Below are 17537 nucleotides of genomic sequence, written 5' to 3' on the forward strand. Positions count from 1 at the left end.
TTCGATGAGCGCCGTCAGAGTCGCCGAGGTCAGCAAGGCCACTGGTTTACGCGTCGCACATACACCCTGCGAACACGGCTTCCTGATCAAGATGGAAGCGAACAAGCGTTATCGTGTGGGGCCGGCGGCGATATCGGTGGGACTGGCAACAGTTGCATCCATGACCCTGCCGTCGATCGCAGAACCATTCCTCACCCGACTCCGGGACATCACCGGGGAGACTGTGCAGCTGGCCGTACCGGACGGGGACGATGTGGTCATCGTCGGAAGAACCCCGTCGCGACAGTTCCCACCGAACACCATCTACATCGGCCATCGAGTACCGATTCATGCCGGATCACTGGGACGTGCGATGTTGTCCACGCTCACCCCGAAAGAGTTGTCGACGCTTCTCGCACGCATCTACATCAACGGTGCGACGCAGCGTTCCCGAACGACGGTGGACGAGATCGCAGCGTCGGTCGCAGACGCGGCGAAACGAGGCTGGGCACTCAACGACCAGGAGACCACCCTCGAACACCGATCCCTTGCCGCGCCTGTGTGTACCCCCTCAGGCCGCGCAGTTGGCGCAATCAATATCACCGTCTCGGCCCAGCGTCTGTCCGCACGCGAACTGGCCCGCAAACACGCCGCGACTGTCGTAGGCATCGCGCAGGAGGTCACGGCTTTGCTGCCCGACACCTTCGCGGGGCGTCAATACGTTATGTGACCCAATAACCAAATACCCTGTCCGGCAACGATTCCTTCGTCGGTCATGACCTCTGCCTGAATACCTTCACCCGACTGGAGTACTCCCATGCTCACGCTCATCACAGTTCTCATGCTGGCGGTGTTCCTCGCCGTCATCCTGAGCAAGAAGACATCCGTCCTCGTTGCGCTCGTCCTTGTACCGATCATCTTCGCGGTCATCGCCGGATTCGGCGGGTCGATCGATACGATCGTGACCGAGGGCATCGCCAAAGTTGCGCCGACCGCGGCTTTGATCTTCTTCGCGATACTTTTTTCGCGGTGTTGCTCGACGCGGGAATTTTCGATCCTCTGATCAATCTGCTCCGCAGGATCATGAAGGCGGATCCACTTCGAATCGTGGTCTGTACCGCGGTACTGACGCTCTTGGTTGCCATCGATGGTGACGGCTCGTCGACATACATCATCGTCGTCTCCGCGTTGCTGGGTGTCTACCGCAAGTTCGGCTTGCGGCTCGAGGTTCTGGCCACTGTCGCGGTGATGTCCGCGGAAACATCGACGTTGCTGCCGTGGGGCGGACCGGTCATCAAGGCTGCAGTGTCGTTGGATGTCGACGTCAGTGAGTTGTACTTTCCTCTCATTGTGCCTCAGCTCGCCGGAGTGGCCGCTGTGATCGGGTTCAGCTATCTCCTGGGCCGCTCCGAACGCAAACGCCTCGGCGGCAAGGTAGCCACGGAAATCGAAGGCGTCGAGCACGACGGTCTCGACACCGACGATCAAAGCTTGAAGCGTCCGAAGTTGTTCTGGATCAACGTGGTTCTCGCACTCGCGGTGATGGTTCCTCTGGTCGCAGGCTGGGTTGCGCCTGTGTTCCTGTTCATCACCGGCGCAGCTGTGGCACTTGTTCTCAATTACCCAAATCTCGCAATCCAGCGTGATCTCCTCGCACGCCACGCGCCGAACATGATTCCTGTGACCTCGCTGATCTTTGCCGCCGGCGTCTTCACCGGTGTCCTCGCCCAGACCGGAATGGCCGAAAGTCTTGCACTGAGCATGACCTCGTTGGTGCCCGAGAGTGCAGGAAGTTTCATTCCGCTGGCCACCGCGCTGCTCGCGTTCCCGCTCACATTCATCATTCAGCAGGACACCTTCTATTTCGCAGTGTTGCCGGTGCTGTCCAGCGCCGCAGCAGAGTTCGGTATCGCACCGGAAGCGATTGCGCGAGCGTCGGTCGTCGCGCAACCCCTGCATGCGTTCAGTCCCACGGTTGCCGCACTGTTCGTACTACTGGGCCTGATGCGCATGGACTACGGCGTCATATTCAGATACGGAGCAAAATATGGTTTCGGGGTATCGGTGGTGATTCTGTTGACTGCACTGGCGACGGGTGCCGTTCCGCTCTGACACCAGAGAAGGCAGCTCGTGTTCGCGACCCACTCGAGTTCCCTCGAGGCTTCGACCGGACAATGCTCGACCACGTGGATGCGTCGTTCTTCCGCTGCGGGTAACTGCATCTTCGCCGATGGGGGTAATGGGCCGATTGCAGTGAGCAGGTACGCGCGCGACGTTCTCCACCGAGAGGGAGGTAACCGATGACATCTTCTACAGCGGTCTTACCGTCGATGAACTAGTTTCTGCCACAACGACTCTCATCGAGCAGACTCACTCGCGGTATCGCAATTGTCGGTGCAACGCTGATCCCACGTGGACGTCCGGCTCCCACATCGCCCACATTCACCGCTCGTACGGACGGACCGTCTTGAACTCGCCACCGCCGCAGAAGAATCACTCAGGTCGTTCAGCGGTGCGACGTTCTGCGTCGGTGCCTGTCGAACCGTAGAGCCGTCTGATGATGAGCGGTGCGCCGAGGCCGTGTAGGAGCAGGCTGCTCAGGACGATGATGCAGGTCGCGGCGAGGACGGCCTCACCGTCGGCGCTGGGCAGCGCGTTGTAGGCAATCAGACCGAACACGATCGACGCGAGGCCGCGCGGGCCCATGACCGCCATGAAAACGCGATCTCGTCGGTCGGTCTCGGTACCGACGAGTGAGATCAGCACGGGCACGATCCGTCCGATCGTGACCACGAACGCGGCGAGGAACAGCGCAGACCACCAATTGAAATGTCCAACGACCACGATGACGCCGGCGATGCCGAAGACGAGCCACAGGATCAGGTTGACCAGCTCCGCGATGTCCTGCGCGAAAGAGAACTGGGTGGGGGGCTCGTGGCGGTCGGGGTCGCCCTTCGCGGCCAGAGCGATGCGGAACGCAACCCCACAGACGAACGCGGCGACGAACCCGTTGCCGTGCAGCGCAAGTGCGACGGCGAAGGTGAACAACGGGAGGACTGCGATCCCAACCCGTGTCCCGTGTGTGTCCGTCCACGACGCCGGTCAGCTTGTCGAAAGAGCCATCCGGCCGCGAACCCGACTACGGCTCCGGTGCCAACCGCGATGATCCCGGCCGGGGCCGCTTTTCCGAATGCTGCGAGCGCGTGCTCGCCGGGGTCGCCGCTGGTGGTGGCCAGCGCGATGGAGGCGAGCAGAAGGGGGGCGACCAGTCCGTCGTTGTATCCGCTCTCCACGGCAAGCCAATGCCGAACCCGCTCGGCAATACGGCGATCACGGATGATCGAAAGCTCGGGAGAGAAGTCGACCGGCACCGCGAGACAGGTGATCGCGAGGACCGCGACCACCGACAGGCCCATCGGTAGGGCGAGACCGACCGAAAAGACCTGGATCAGCGAGAGCGGAAGCGCCACAGCGAGCAGCCGGACGGGAATCTTCGTCGCGTGCGAGCCCAGCGATCCCCGTAGTTCGACTGCGTCGACGAACAGCAGCACTGCCAGGATGACCTCGGCCAGCTGTAGTGCGAGCTCCGAGTCGAAGAAGATGGTGGTCTCATCGGTGATGAACCACCCGACAACCGCACCGGCGGCGACCATCAGCAGCGGGCCGGTGACCGACAGCCGTTGAACCACCTGATGGCACAGTGCCCACAGCAGGATCGGACCCGCCATGACTATCAGAACCGCGGTCATCTCTTCTGGATGCTCCTCGTTTGCCGACGCGGTCGCGACGACGACCCCGATTGTTCAACCCCCGCACCGTACGTACTGCCAGGACGTCCGAAATGACTCACTGACCCGTCAGTAGCGTGACCGACCGCCGTACGCGGCCGATCTTGTATCCGGGACTACGAGTCTGTGGTGGAAATACCGTTCCAGATGATTTCCGCAGAGCGGATCGCATCCGCCCGACGTGCGGTGTCTACACCCGCCAGCGACAGGGCGATGTCTGCCGCAATCGTTGCGGTGATCGTGCCGTCGACTCTGTGGGTGTCGTCGAGCAGCGCGAGGGAGGCCGCTTCGGACACTGCGACGATCGTGTCTGCAGTCACGCGGCGGTTGAACAGTGCTCGGGCTTGGCCGCGTTCGACCACGTCGAGGGTCAATTGCCTTGCTCCGGAGATCATGTCGAGTATGCGTTGGTCGCCCAGCTCGCGCCGCCCTACTCCAAGTAGCGCGCGATATCGATCGCCCACCGGCCAATTGCACAGTTCCAGGAGCGCGAGCGCGACATCCGGCTCGTCTGGAATGTCCTCCGGTGAGGGGAGTGCGTCGATCAATTCCTGGGCCGCACGTTCGACGATGCCGATGATCAGATCGTGTCGAGTGGGGAAGTGTCCGTAGACAGTTCGGCGCACGATGCCTGCGGCTTCGGCTATCTCGGCCACTGTTGCCTCGGGGTTGACGGCGAACGCCGCGATGGCCGCGTCGGTGATCTTGTCGCGGTTGAGGTTCTTGGTCTTGCTCCCAGTGTGTACCACGACACAATTATTGCACGTCAATGTGCAAAAGGCTAGATTTGCACACGAACGTGAAAATATTGAGGAGGTTCGAATGTCCCTGGTACTCGACAGGCCCGTCTCGGAAATGACAGGCCCTTATCGCTACCGCTGGTACGCATTGACGGTTTTGTGCGCCAGTCTCCTGGTCGTCGTTATGGCCAATACGTCACTGATCGTTGCTGTTCCTTCGATGACCGAGGATTTGCGACTCACCAGTTCTCAGCTTCAATGGGTCATCGACGGCTACACGGTCCCGTACGCGGCCTTGATGCTGCTTTTCGGTGCACTCGGTGACCGGTTCGGTCGACGCCGCGCGCTGATCCTCGGACTCGTGATCTTCGGAGCCGGGTCTATCCTGGGTAGCCTCGCCACATCCACCGAACAGGTCATTGCCTGGCGCCTGGTCATGGGAATTGGTGCCGCCGTCATCATGCCGGCCACCTTGTCTTTACTCGTCGTGACCTTTCCCCGGGCCGAGAGAGCCCGAGCAATCGCAATCTGGGCGGCAACGTCAGGTTTGGGAATTGCTCTCGGACCACTTCTGGCAGGCGCAATGCTCCAGAAATGGTCCTGGCATTCGACGTTCCTCGTCAACGTTGCGGTCGTCGCCGTCGCTGTCGTCGCCGCGCTGGTCGTCGTGCCGCCCAGTCGGGTTGCCACCGATGGCAGAATCGATTGGATCGGCGGGTTGTTGTCGATCGTGACGGTCGGCGGTTCGGTTTACGCCATCATCGATGGCCTGCATGCGGGGTGGACATTCGGTCCTGTTTCTGTCGGTGTCACGGCGCTCACTGCCGCACTCGTGTTCGTGTGGTGGGAACGACGCCATCCACGGCCTCTGCTTAATGTACGCAGGCTGGGAGAGAGGAAGATCGGCGGATCGCTCCTGTCGGTGGCGCTGCTCTTTCTGGCTGCCTTCGGCACGATATATTTCGTTGCGCAATACTTCCAGTTCGTTTTCGGATACGGACCGCTCGAGGCTGGAATTCGTCTGCTGCCGTTGGCATTGGCCGTGACTGTCGGTTCCATCGTGTCCGGGCGACTGCTGCCACGATTCGGTGAACGCGTCCTCATAGCCTCGGGCATTGCAATCGCAGCTGTTGGAATTCTCATGCTGACCATGATCGGTGATGCACCTGATTACAGCTGGTTTGCCATCGCCATTTCTGTACTCGGCGTTGGGATGGGGGTGGCCGAACCACCCGCAACCGACGCGATCATGGGTGGCTTCTCCGAGTCTGAGCTCGGATCTGCAGGCGGAATCAACGACACTGCAATCGAATTCGGGGGAGCGCTGGGTATCGCAGTGCTCGGATCAGTCCTGTCGTCGTCCTACTCGTCCAGTTTCGACGACAGCGTTGCAAACGTCGATCCGTCGAATCCAGTCGTTGCGACAACACCGGATGTTGCGAACGCCTTGGATATCGGTCGCGAATCTGTTGGGTCCGCGTCAGTGCTTGCCCAGCACCTCGGTAACGATCCTGCGACGGCCCCACTGGCGGAACCACTGACCAGGTTGGCGCAGCACGCCTTCACCTCAGCGGTGGAGTCGACGAGTTCGATTGCCGCAGCGATACTCGTTGCCGGTGCTATCGCCTTGACGGTCATACTGCCGCGGCACCGGACTGCCGGGTAGGGGGGCACGACGAAGGTCCGGTCGGCTTAGCATATCGGCCGGACCTTTCTCTGGTCGAGTATGTCAGCGAGCCGACTCGATCCGAAGAACCCCACTTCGCCGACGAAGGCGAGGATCGGCGGTTTCGTTTGATTGGGAGGCCAAGTATGCGAACACATTTCCGCCTCACAATTGTTCCAGCGCAACAAGTTTGTGTAGTACGTTACGAAGCGCTGGATTGCAGTCGTCACGCCGCGCGCATATCGACGTCCGGAGCGACGCTGTCGAGTGGAACGAACGCGACATGAGGGTCGGTGACGTTGCGCGCGACGGACGCCAATGTGAGATGGCATCCGACTTCTGCTCCCACCAGTGCCAAAGCAGTCTGGGTGTCCGGCGCGACCTGAACGATGTTCGCGACGAACCCGTGCGCCTCAGCGAGACGTCGCAGTCGGTCCGGGAGTACCGAACCTTCGTGCGGCGGTGGCGATACGAACTGCCCTCGACTGAGTTGACCAACCCCCAGGTGACGCGTATAGCACGACCGTCAGGACGCACGGTGATGATCGCCGGCGCAGACCCAGGGAAGCGACTCTGCTCGGGCCATTGTGGCCGGCATGATCGAAACGGGCGGGAAGCTTTCGGTTCGGTCGTACGTCACCGCACCGAGCGAACCCGCAGGACCGCGAGGCCACCCAGCAGAGTGAGCAGGCCGGACGCTGCGAACAGTTCGACGAAACTCCCATCGAACAGATCTACCAGTCCCGCTCCGATCAAAGGGCACAGCGCGGGCGGCACTATGAGCGCGACGTTCATGATACCGAGTTCCTTGCCACTGTTCTCGGCATCGGGCAAAACGTCTGCGCCGAGAGCCTGGTCCACGCCCATGTAACACCCGTAGCCGGCTCCGATGACGGCGAGCGCTAGAACTGCCGACCACAAGCTTTCCGAGAACATCAACAAGACTGCGGCAATGGACTGCAGTACTGCCGAGCCTACGATGAATGGCTTGCGGCGGCCGATGCGATCGGAAAGCCAACCACACACCATCGACACCGACAGCACGCTGACGATGTACGCGATCGTCAGCAGTAGCAATGCCGAACTCGGGTCCGAAATCTTCAGGTCGTACTGCAGGAAGTAGATGAGCAGGCAAGTGCACAAAGCGTTTCCGAAGTTCACGGTGACTCGGCCGATCAAGGCCCAACGGAAGTCGTGAAGCCGGACCAAAGCAAAGGGCGACGGAGACTCCGAATCCGCAGTCATGGATCGAGGCTCCGCTGCGGGTTCGGTCCGCGCCGACAGGACGAACGGAGCAGCGAGGGCGCAGAGTCCCACCGCGAGAAACACATACGACGAAGTGGTAGTCAGGGCCAGCACCGACACCGTACCCAAACCGACGATCAGCCCGACGGCTTGTGACATCGACATCGCGCCGGCCACGGTTCCACGCTGCTCGTGTGGCACTCGATCCTTGATCAGTGCAGTCAAAGCTGCAGCAACAGCGCAGAACCCGAACATTGCGGTGCACCACCACACCGCGATGCCTGCGGTCGTGTTCTGAAAACCGAGGCCCACCAATGAACCCGCAAACACGAGCGTTCCCAGCGCGATCCAAGGACGTCGTCTGCCGAAGCGGCCGGACGTGCGATCGCTGAGAGCGCCCGCCAGAGGCAGACCAATTGCCATGCATACTGCTGAGAGGCCGGAAATGACCCCGAAGTCGATCACACTGTCCCGCCAACCAGCGTCGCCCGCGGGAGCGGTATCACCGAGTGCGGCTGTCAACTGAACCGGCAGAAGATACTGAAACGGCGCAAGTTGCGCCATCCACACTCCGGTCCACGCCAGTCCGAACAGGAGCGTCCACCGCGTACTGACCCGGTTCGGACGGCCGAAAGGACTCGAGGTCGGCTGGCTCATCGACAGCCGGATGGGGTCACTCATCGCTGCACGTCGGCAGGCCGCCGGATCGTCGAGTCACGCAGATCGCCAATGGCCTCGATGAGCAAAGCTCTCGCTTCGGACGCGCTTGGAATTGCTTCCGCCAATTCGAGCCAGCCGTGGATCAGGTGCGGGAATGGAAGGTAAGCGACTGGGACATCGGCGTCGACTAGTCGGGCGACGTAGTCCACCCCGTCGACACGAAGCGGATCGCAGCCGGCCGTGGTCACCAGGGTGGGCGGGGCGGGAATCGGGTCGGAATGCATCAGGGGGGCCAGCCGGGCGTCGGGCTCGCTGTCGCCGCGATACGACGACCAGAAGTAGTCGATATCCGATCGATCCAAGCCCAATCCGTCGAGCGATCGGTCGGGTACCTCCGACGGGACACTCAGGCCCGGATAGATCAATACTTGAGCGTCGACAGGCACTGTCGAGTCGACCGCGCGTCGAGCGCTGATTGCTGCCGCGAGGTTCGCGCCGGCGCTGTCCCCGCACAGTCCGACCCAGCTGGCAGTGCGGGACAGATTGTCGACGACAGTGGAGCAGTCCACGAACGCGGCAGGGAACGGGTTCTCCGGTGCGAGCCGGTATTCCACGGATACGACCGCGAGTTGGAGCTGTTGGGCGATGGCTCGTGGGAATCGATCGTGAGTGTCCAGGTTGCCCAGAACCCAACCGCCACCATGAAAGTAGATGAGGACGTCGCTCGGACGGGGCGAAGTAGCGGGGACATACCGTCGAACGACGATGTCCGGGTTGCCCGGCGCGCCGGGCAGCTGCTCGTCGACGACTGATCCTGCGAAGGGCACTTCGGGCCCACGCAGCATATCGACGAAGCCGTTGTATTCCGCACGCTGTTGTTCCGGAGTCACCTCGGAGCGATCGGACGGCATCAGTTGGCCCAACAATGCCGCCAGGTCCGGTGCCGGCTCCGGCCGGCGACCCGCGGTCATCGATTCGCTCCGGACACGACAGTTGTTGCGGGGGCAATAGATTCGCGCCGAGACGACAGCGCGCCGAGCAACGATTCGAGCGAATTCACTACTTGGTGGTAGTGCGTAGGAAACAGTCGGGCGACCACATCGGGGATTTTGGCGCTCATTCCGATCAGAACACGCGGCCGGCGTCGTTCGATGCCTGCCATGATCGTCGATGCCGCCTGGTCGGCGGTGATGGACAGGACCTTGTCGAATTCGATGTTGCTCTGGGCGGCCTGTGTTCGCTCCGTCTCTGTCATTTCCGAACCGATCCGTGCTGTCAACGCGATTGCAGTCTTGATTCCGCCCGGATGCACGCATGTCACTCCGATGCCTGTAGGAGCGAGCTCGGCGCGCAGCGCCTCGGTGAAGCCCCGAACACCGAACTTGCTCGTCGAGTATGCGACGTTGCCTGCGGGCGCCACCAATCCGAAGACACTCGACACGTTGACGATGTGAGGGGTGCGATTGGTTCGGAGTACGGGCAGCAGAGCCCGGACCAGATCGATCGGCGCAAGAAGATTGACGGAGACAAGCCAGTCGAAATCGTCGGCACCACACTGCTCGAACGATCCACTCAGTGCTACTCCGGCGTTGTTGACCAACAGTCGGGTGTCGGGGTGCGCCGTGGCGAGTGTGACGCCCAGCGACCGAACCACAGATCGATCGGACAGGTCGGCCACATAGGTCGTGAAGGTCTGGTGCGGATACCGGGCCCAGAGTTCTGCACGAATCGAGTCCAGGCCCGACTCGTCGCGGTCGACCAACGCGATATCGCAACCCCGACTGGCGAGCTGGCGAACGAGCGATCGACCGATTCCGCCGGCGGATCCGGTGACGATCGCAGTACCGGAAAAATCGAAGTCAGACATTGATGGCTCCTCGGCGTTCGGTGAGTGGTGATGGATCGGAGACAGTGGCGTGCTTGCCGCGGAATTCCAGGGCAGGGTCGGAGGCGAAGTCCCGCCGGAACAGGCCGACGTCGAACAGATAGTTCTGGTGCAGGCGCCACGGTGTTCGAGTGCCCTGGCGGGGAAAAGTCGCGATGGTGCGCTGAACGTAACCGGACCGAAGGTCGACGAACGGTAGCGATCCGAGGCCCTCGCCTGCGAGCGGCGTCACGGTGTCGAAGCCGTGGTGGTCCAGGTGCACGAGCAACCGTCCAACGGTGCGGCTGACGAGGTCGGCCTTGAGCGTCCAGGAGTTGTTGGTGTAGCCGATGACCAGGTTGAAGTTGGGTACGCCCGACAGCATCATGCCCTTGTAGACGTAGGTGTCGGGAAGGTCGACCGGTCGCCCATCGACAACGAGGTCGATTCCTCCGATGGGCAACATCTGCAGACCAGTGGCGGCAATGATGATGTCCGATTCGATGACTCTGCCCGACGTCGTCTCGATCCCGCGCTCGACGAACTTTCCGATCGTGTCTGTAACGACCTCTGCACGACCGTCTTTCAGGGCCGTGAACAGATCGCCATCCGGTACTGCGCACACGCGCTGGTCCCACGGGTTATACGGGGGACTGAAGTGTGTGTCGACGTCCAGGTGGTTTCCCAGTTCTCGTTCGATGTCGCGTCGGATGAGGCGTCGTGCCAGCTTGGGAAATTTCTGTGCCGTTTCGTAGGACACGACGTTTCCGATGACGTTCTTCCAGAAAATGATTCGGCTGACCAAAGCTGATGGGAGAGGTAGTCGTTCGAGTCGTCGTGCAACTGCGTCCTCGCCGGGCAGCGACACGATGTAGGTAGGTGTGCGCTGCAGCATCGTCACGTGCGCTGCTGTCGAGGCAAGGGTCGGAACCAGAGTCACCGCCGTTGCCCCACTGCCGATGACCGTCACTCGTTTGTTCGTCCAGTCGAGATCCGCCGGCCAGTGTTGGGGCGAGATGATGCGGCCGCGGAAGTCCTTCTCGTCGGGAAAGGTGGGACGATGACTGTGGTCGTATCGGTAGTAGCCTGCGCACACCGACAGCCACCGGCATCGGATACGAGCTGACCGGGGCTCTCCGGTGTCGGAGTCGACGGTCTCGGCGGTGACGGTCCAACATCCCTGCGCTGTGTCCCACGAGGCACTCGATACTCTGTGGCCGTAGCGGATTCGGGACGACACGTCGTATTCGGCTGCGGTGTCTCGCAGATAGCTCAAGATGGCGCTGCCGTCCGCGATTGCGCGCCGTTCGCGCCATGGCCGGAACGAGTAACCGAGTGTGTACATGTCGGAGTCGGATCGGATCCCAGGGTATCGAAACAGGTCCCAGGTTCCACCCAGGTCTTCGCGGGATTCCAGGACTGCGTACGTACTGCCCGGTCGTTCACGGACGAGGTGACATGCGGCTCCGATACCGGACAGGCCGGCGCCGATGATGACCACATCGAGGATGCTGTCGTCACCATACTGATTCTGTGGTTCAGCATCTGTCGAGTGCTGGTTCGTTCCGGTCATGTTCGTCTCCTGATACTCGTCGTTGGTGTTGCTCGATGCGGTTGTCACCAGACGTCGCAGACGTAGCGGCGTTCGCGGCGAAGTTGGGCCAGCCATTGCTCGGCATCGACCCCGATGTCGGCGGGGGCGCAGAGATCGAAGATTGTGCGCAGCGCTTGTTCGACACCGACACCGAGTCGGGCGGCATCCCCGCAGACCCGGATGTGGGCACCCGCCCGAACCAGAGCCCAGATCTCGTGTGCTTCGTCGATCATTCGTTCTTGGACGAATCGGTGCCCATCGACTGGATCGAACGCGAATGTCGTTCTCAGGGAAACGAACCCGTCGCGTTCCGCTGCTTCCAATTCACTTCGATGGAGATAGTCGACATCGGGATGATCGCACCCGAAGTAAGTGATCAGCGGAGCCGCAGTGCCGGCAGCTCGCCGATCGGCGATCATTGCTCGGAACGGGGCCAGGCCCGTTCCTGCCGCAATGACGATCGCGGGCTGCGTAGGAGTAAGCCGAAAGTGGTCGTTGCAGGGGACGACTCGGGCATCGACACTATCGCCGGCTACCGTGCGAGAAATGAAACTGGACGTAATCCCGCGATACCTGCGTGATTCGTCCACGGCCGAGTATCGGTGAGGGGCGTCGACCACGGACACCATCAGGTCCACGGTGCCCGCGTCCGCAGTGGCCGACGACGATATCGAATAGCGACGCGGTTCCAAGGCCGGGAGCATTGCCAGGAATCGGTCCAGCGTCAGCTCGACCGACCGATGACGCTCGAGTAGGTCGAGCACACTCGCACCCCCACCGGTGGCTGTGTGCTCGGTATCGGAGGCGAGTGCGGCGGCGAGGTCTTCGAGCGGGCGGCGCTCCGGTGGGCACGGGCACGACTCGGCCAGCAATGCCACATCTTCTGCAGTGGCGGGGCGCTGCAATTCGACATAGTCACGCAGCAACTCTCGAATGCTGACGGGCCGGTCGGTAGGAAGGGCCGAGTTCCACCAACCACTCAGGCGAACCCGAACCGGGGTGTCGAGCTCGATGTCGAAGCGAGCAGCGACGCGGTCGATCAGTTCCTTCGGGTTGCTCGGAAGGACGGCAAGGTGGTCTCCGGTTCGATACGAAGCGCCATCGGGAAGACGCAAACGGACGAAGCGCTTCGACCGGCCGAGCGGATGATCGATATCGACCAACTCGTACGATTCCACCACTGTCATCGGTGACAATCCATGGTGTTCGACTCGCTGGGCGGCCAAGGGGGCGACGGGCTCGAGTGTCAGGGTGGGCTCGGACGTGTCGTCGCGTTGCGCGTCGTTGCGGGCGATCTCACCTGTCGTGTGCCAGAGTTCCGCACTCCAGTCCTGTACCGCGCCTGCATAGTTGCCGCCCACGTCTGCGGCCCCGCGCGGAGCGACTCTGGTTGCGCCGGCAGCTTCGAGCGCCTGATCTATGACTGTGGGTACGTGTTGGTACGTGTCGGCATAGCTTCGGTCGCCGATACCGAGAACCGCGTAGAACAACCCGTCCAGCGAACCGCGCTCGAGTGACTGCACCCAACGGAAGAATTCGGACGCGTCGTCGGTCGGGCGACCGTTGTAGGACGATGCGACCACCACCATCAACTCACTCGTGGTGAAGTCGTCGATTCGACCGATCGCTGCGTCGAGGGGAGCGACTGCTGTCGTGAAACCCTTGGTCGTTCCCGCTGCTGCCAGTTCTCGGGCGACCGAGGCCGATGTGCCGAGGTTGGACCCATGGAACACAGACACCCTGGTAAAGCTGTTCGACGAGGTACCCGAGTCGGCTCGACCTCTTTCGGGTGACGCGGTGGGTACCGTCGGCGAAGCGTGGCGATCGTCGGCCGTCCGCGTGCGTGGAGCCAAGAAGAATGCGTCCGGTTTGATCGTCAAGGTCATACTCAGGGACAGTTGATAATTCGTTCGGTCGTCGAGGTGGAAACGGTGGATCAGCATCGCCAGCACCAGAGTGGCCTCGTGTAGAGCGAATTGACGGCCGATGCAGGCGCGTTCGCCATGCCCGAAGGGCTTGTACACATGCCCTGGCCGGGCTGCGATCGCTTCGGGCGAGAAGCGGTCGGGGTCGAAGCCGTGAACGTTCGCGCCCCACTCGGGTTGGCGATGCAGCGCTGGAATGAAGACCTGAAGTACGTCACCCTTCTTGATCTCGAAGCCGTCACCGACGGTGGTGTCGCGGTTGGGGCTGAGCGCGAAGCCCGGGGCGGTAGGCCAAAGACGAAGTGCTTCGTCGAGGATCTGGCGCACGTACGTCAGCCGACCGACGTCCTCGAAAGTGGGATCGGGTCGGTCGTCGCGTCCCCAGAGTCGGTCCACCTCACGCTGGGCTCTGACCAGAACCGCCGGATGTTTGGTGAGGTAGTGCAGAGCGAACGACATGGCTGCGCCTGTTGTCTCGTGTCCGGCAATCAGGAATGTGACGACTTGATTGCGAATGTTCGCGTCGTCGAGAAGCTCGCCGGTGTCGGGATCGGCTGTATTCAGCATTCGACCGAGCAGATCGTCGTTGCGGGTCGGGTCTTCGCGTCGTCGGCGGTCGATCACCTCGGTGATCAATGTCTGCATCGAGGCCAGGTCCTCGGCGTACTGCCGATTTCCCCGCAATCGCAGTCGGTTCAACAGTGGGGGTGTCTGACTCAGATGTTGTGCGTGAGTAAGAGTGCGGATCATCGAGGCCACGAATGGATGAACTTCGTTGTCGGTGAACGAATCGAAATCTTGACCGAAGCCGCACATTCCGATGGTGTCGAAGGTCAACCGAGTCATATCTCGTGAGACGTCGACATCGTCGTCTGTGGCTGCGCTGCGTTCCCAAGAATTGATCAGGTTTCGAGCAGCGGCGACCATCTTGGAGTGGTACTGCCGCATAGCGTCTCTCGTGAAGGACGGCATCAGAATGTTGTGAGCTTTGCGCCAGTTCGGTTCGTCACCGTAGGCCGTGAACAAACCGTCGCCGCCGATATCGCGCAATCGAACGAGATCGGAGTGCACACACTTCGAGTAGATGTCGGGGTCGGACAGTTCCGACACCAGATCGGATCCGGAGACCACCAGCTGTTCGTCGCCGAAGATTCGCAGCCGGAAGATCGGGCCGAGCTGTTCGCACTCTCGCAGTAGATGGTCGACGATCTTGTTCCCGAGTGGGAGTCCGAGGGCGTGCCCGACATAGGGGAGTGCAGTGCGTTCCGGGATCGGCCGAGACGCGATTGTGGGCACCCGGTCGGGTGTGTGCAATCGATTCATGAGTGGCTTCCTAACCGAGGTTGCTTCGCTGTCGAGACGAACGCTAACACCGATTAGGTCAGTCGACTATGTCAATCGAACAAGTCTTATAGATTACTCAGAGGTGCGCCAAAGTCGCTGTTCAGAGCCAACTAGACTGGCCTCATGGCACATGTACCCGCACATGAACGGCGCGAGCAGCTCGTGCAGGCTGCAATAGACCTCCTCATGCGCAGTGGGCCGGCGGCCGGGAGTACTCGTGCGATCGCGAAGGAGCTGGGGGTCCCGCAGGCGACACTGCATTACGTATTCGGGTCCAAGGAGGAGCTCTATCGCGCGGTGATCGTCGAGTTGACCGACGAGTTCGTCGGTCACGTCCGCGCGGTGGAGGTGCCGGCAGGAACAGATTTCGAATCCAGTATCGCGGCGCTGACGGCGCGGTTGTGGCAGACGGTGATAGACCAGCCCCAGAAGCATCAACTACTGGGTGAGCTCGAATTGGTGGCCTTACGTTCGCCGAAGATGCGCGAGATCACCGCGGAGCACAGAGTGGAGATCGACCGCCTCACGTCCGCCCTGATCGAGGACACCGCAGCTCACTTCGGAATAGTGCCCGAGACCGACACGACTAAGATCGCGCGCTTTTATTTCGCGGCTCTCGACGGCTTGATCACCCAGCATCTGACAACGCCGAATCCTGACGTCGAGCTATGGTGCTTGGCAAGAATTGTCGACAACGTTCGGACGATGGTTCTGACAGGTGTCGATACGGTGCCGGTGCCGGTGCCGGTGTCGAGCTGAGCCGCCGGCGTGGGGGTGTGCCACGCGGCCGCTCGGGCACGCCCCGCCCTCGAAATGCGAGCTCGCGGGAACTACACAACATTATTTCGAAACAAATAGTGGCGGTACGGTTTCCAGAAATTTCTGATAGTCGTCGGTGGCTGCAGTATCACCCGAGTCCGAGATCGTGATTCCGCCACGCGTTTTTACCGCGGCGCATATCGGCTGAAGATGACAATCGGGGAGTGCGAACTACCTGAATGCCAAGTAGGACTTGCTGATGACGGCTCGGGTGCCTCGGATGCTCATGCACGTTCTGTTGCCCGAATCCCGGCTTCCATGCCCAAAGCGCCTGCTTCGCCGCGGGTCCTGACGTCGAGCTTTTTGAGGATGCTCGCAACGTGGTACTTCACGGTGCTCTCGCCGATGTTGAGGTACGCAGCGATGTCTTTGTTGCGCTTACCTGTTGCGAGGTATCCGAGGACGTCTCGTTCGCGACGGTTGAGTCCGGCGAGCAGCTGCTCGTCGGGGCGCGCCGGAGGCGGGTCGAGCGGAATCGTGATGCTGACTCGAGATCCCCATCCGGAGATGGATTCGAACGACAGCTCCCCGCGAAGAGTATGGACGCGTCCGGAGAGTTGTTGGGCGAGTGCATCGGTATCGAGAACCTGTCGAGCGTCGTTGCGGACTTCGAGCAACAGGTTCGCGCCGTCGCAGTCCCACGCGATGCGCAACCGTTGTGCATCCGATTGCGCGACACAGGCGAGTGCGACGGTACGAACCACTGCCCGTGCTGCGCGCGCGATTTCGCCCGGGACAGGCCGACCGTCGGCCGGAGGGTCGACGTACTCGACGTCGACACCGGATCGTCCCAGAAGAGGGGTGAGCTCGCCGCGCAGCCGAGCGAACGCGGTGGTAACAGCCTCCTGTGCCAGTTCGCGATTGGCTTCTTCGATGGTGCGTAGCTCGATCAACGCTGCCGACGCTGTGTTGCTGGCGGTATCGCGTGCTCGTCGGTCGTCGAGGTCTTTCGAGCGCAAGGTCGACAGTAGTGACGTGAGGGTGTCGACATGCACGTCGACCATTTCGGTTATCGCTCGAGCGCGCTCACTCGAGGCTGCCAATGATTCGGCAAGATAGGCCGGGCTTGCCTGCACCACCTGTTGGCGGATGGAGGTGGCGACAACGCCGAATGCGGCACCGACGGCATTGCACGGGTCGAACTGGGGTGCGTTCGTTCGCGGTACGAGCACCAGCAAGGTGTCGGTCTCGTCGTCGAGCAGTACGGCTAGGCGGCGCTCTGCTCCGGCGAGCCGGTGGCCGATCTCGTCGAATCCTCGGCGTTCGCTATTTTGCACATGGTTCTTCAGTGCGTCGAGTTCCCTGATGCTCACGTGTCCGACGATGGATTCGTCGCCACTGACTTTTCTCGGGCGTCCAGTGCATTCTCTGGTGAAGATGATCATCGCCGAGTGCGAGAAATAGGGAGTTGCCCAGGCCGAGAACCGGGCGGCGATCTCGATCAGTGGCCCGGACAGTACGTCCCGAAGCGCGGCCATGGAGTCGGTCGGCCAGGGCGTAGTGGCGGGCGTCTGTTCGGAACGGGACATGTGGGCAGCGTAGCTACCGCAGCCACTGCCGGTGGTCGCCGTTCGGGTAGTGAGAACTAGTCGTTGTGTGGGGTTCTTTCCTGGCGGGATCGCGGGACCCTAGACCTCGGATTCATCGAGAGAGGAAAATCGTTGACTTCGACCATCGCCGAAGCCTGCCAGGACTTCGGGTCCGCCCGAAAATTGAGATCGCCGAGACTGCATGCCTACCGGGTGCACTGGACGCGGCCGAGTGGGATGCAGCGGCGCAGTCGATCGTCGACGCCCGTGCCCTTTTCGTGATCGGGAACGGTGGCAGCGGCGTCAGGACTCCGAGTCCACGTGTCAGTGAGGTGACCGCCCCCCGCAGTCGCCGAGGGCACGTCGTGACCGGCGTGTCGGCTC

At 61.7% G+C, this 17537-nt stretch carries 13 protein-coding genes; 5 read left to right on the forward strand and 8 right to left on the reverse strand.

Going from position 1 to position 17537, the window contains the following annotated elements; translation table 11 throughout:
* Positions 1-4 precede the first annotated feature (4 nt).
* The 3 genes from QM588_RS09920 to QM588_RS09930 all read left to right on the forward strand — a co-directional run bounded on the left by QM588_RS09920 (position 5) and on the right by QM588_RS09930 (position 2091).
* Complete coding sequence (locus QM588_RS09920) at positions 5-709, forward strand: IclR family transcriptional regulator (RefSeq protein ID WP_283312916.1); 705 nt, start codon at positions 5-7, stop codon at positions 707-709.
* Positions 710-796: 87 nt separating this feature from the next.
* On the forward strand, positions 797-1042 hold the full coding sequence (locus tag QM588_RS09925) for a hypothetical protein (RefSeq protein WP_283312918.1): 246 nt from the start codon (positions 797-799) through the stop codon (positions 1040-1042).
* Positions 1009-2091: a citrate:proton symporter gene (locus QM588_RS09930; protein ID WP_283312920.1), complete on the forward strand. Its 1083-nt coding sequence runs from the start codon at positions 1009-1011 to the stop codon at positions 2089-2091. The genes QM588_RS09925 and QM588_RS09930 overlap by 34 nt, the downstream gene beginning before the upstream one ends.
* Before the next feature lie 381 nt (positions 2092-2472).
* Here QM588_RS09930 and QM588_RS09935 read toward each other — a convergent pair whose 3' ends face one another.
* The gene (locus QM588_RS09935) at positions 2473-3027 is read right to left on the reverse strand and encodes a cation:proton antiporter domain-containing protein (RefSeq protein WP_283312921.1); all 555 of its coding nucleotides are present in this window, start codon (positions 3025-3027) and stop codon (positions 2473-2475) included.
* A gap of 856 nt (positions 3028-3883) precedes the next feature.
* The gene (locus QM588_RS09945; RefSeq protein ID WP_283312922.1) at positions 3884-4516 is read right to left on the reverse strand and encodes a TetR/AcrR family transcriptional regulator; all 633 of its coding nucleotides are present in this window, start codon (positions 4514-4516) and stop codon (positions 3884-3886) included.
* A 106-nt stretch (positions 4517-4622) separates the two neighbouring features.
* Between QM588_RS09945 and QM588_RS09950 the strand changes: the two genes are divergently transcribed.
* A complete protein-coding gene (locus QM588_RS09950) occupies positions 4623-6173 on the forward strand; it encodes an MFS transporter (protein ID WP_336620071.1) in 1551 nt (516 codons plus the stop codon).
* Between the two features lie 636 nt (positions 6174-6809).
* Here QM588_RS09950 and QM588_RS09955 read toward each other — a convergent pair.
* Genes QM588_RS09955 through QM588_RS09975 form a run of 5 tightly spaced genes read right to left on the reverse strand, consistent with a single transcriptional unit; the run spans position 6810 to position 14784 of the window.
* Positions 6810-8099, reverse strand: coding sequence for an MFS transporter (locus tag QM588_RS09955; protein WP_283312924.1), 1290 nt, complete (start codon positions 8097-8099; stop codon positions 6810-6812).
* Positions 8096-9049, reverse strand: coding sequence for an alpha/beta hydrolase (locus QM588_RS09960; protein ID WP_283312927.1), 954 nt, complete (start codon positions 9047-9049; stop codon positions 8096-8098). Before QM588_RS09960 ends, QM588_RS09955 begins: the two co-directional genes overlap by 4 nt.
* A complete protein-coding gene (locus QM588_RS09965; RefSeq protein ID WP_283312928.1) occupies positions 9046-9945 on the reverse strand; it encodes an SDR family NAD(P)-dependent oxidoreductase in 900 nt (299 codons plus the stop codon). The genes QM588_RS09960 and QM588_RS09965 overlap by 4 nt, the downstream gene beginning before the upstream one ends.
* Entirely contained in the window at positions 9938-11515 is a 1578-nt protein-coding gene (locus QM588_RS09970) for a flavin-containing monooxygenase (RefSeq protein ID WP_283312929.1), read from the reverse strand. Before QM588_RS09970 ends, QM588_RS09965 begins: the two co-directional genes overlap by 8 nt.
* Before the next feature lie 44 nt (positions 11516-11559).
* Positions 11560-14784, reverse strand: a complete 3225-nt coding sequence (locus QM588_RS09975; protein ID WP_283312930.1) for a cytochrome P450 — start codon at positions 14782-14784, stop codon at positions 11560-11562.
* Between the two features lie 144 nt (positions 14785-14928).
* Between QM588_RS09975 and QM588_RS09980 the strand changes: the two genes are divergently transcribed.
* Positions 14929-15564: a TetR/AcrR family transcriptional regulator gene (locus tag QM588_RS09980; protein WP_283312932.1), complete on the forward strand. Its 636-nt coding sequence runs from the start codon at positions 14929-14931 to the stop codon at positions 15562-15564.
* A gap of 284 nt (positions 15565-15848) precedes the next feature.
* Here the strand turns inward: QM588_RS09980 and QM588_RS09985 are convergent, their stop codons facing one another.
* Positions 15849-17153: a helix-turn-helix transcriptional regulator gene (locus tag QM588_RS09985; RefSeq protein WP_283312934.1), complete on the reverse strand. Its 1305-nt coding sequence runs from the start codon at positions 17151-17153 to the stop codon at positions 15849-15851.
* Positions 17154-17537: the final 384 nt, after the last annotated feature.

It is taken from the genome of Rhodococcus sp. IEGM 1354 (assembly GCF_030056855.1).
Lineage (GTDB): Bacteria > Actinomycetota > Actinomycetes > Mycobacteriales > Mycobacteriaceae > Rhodococcoides.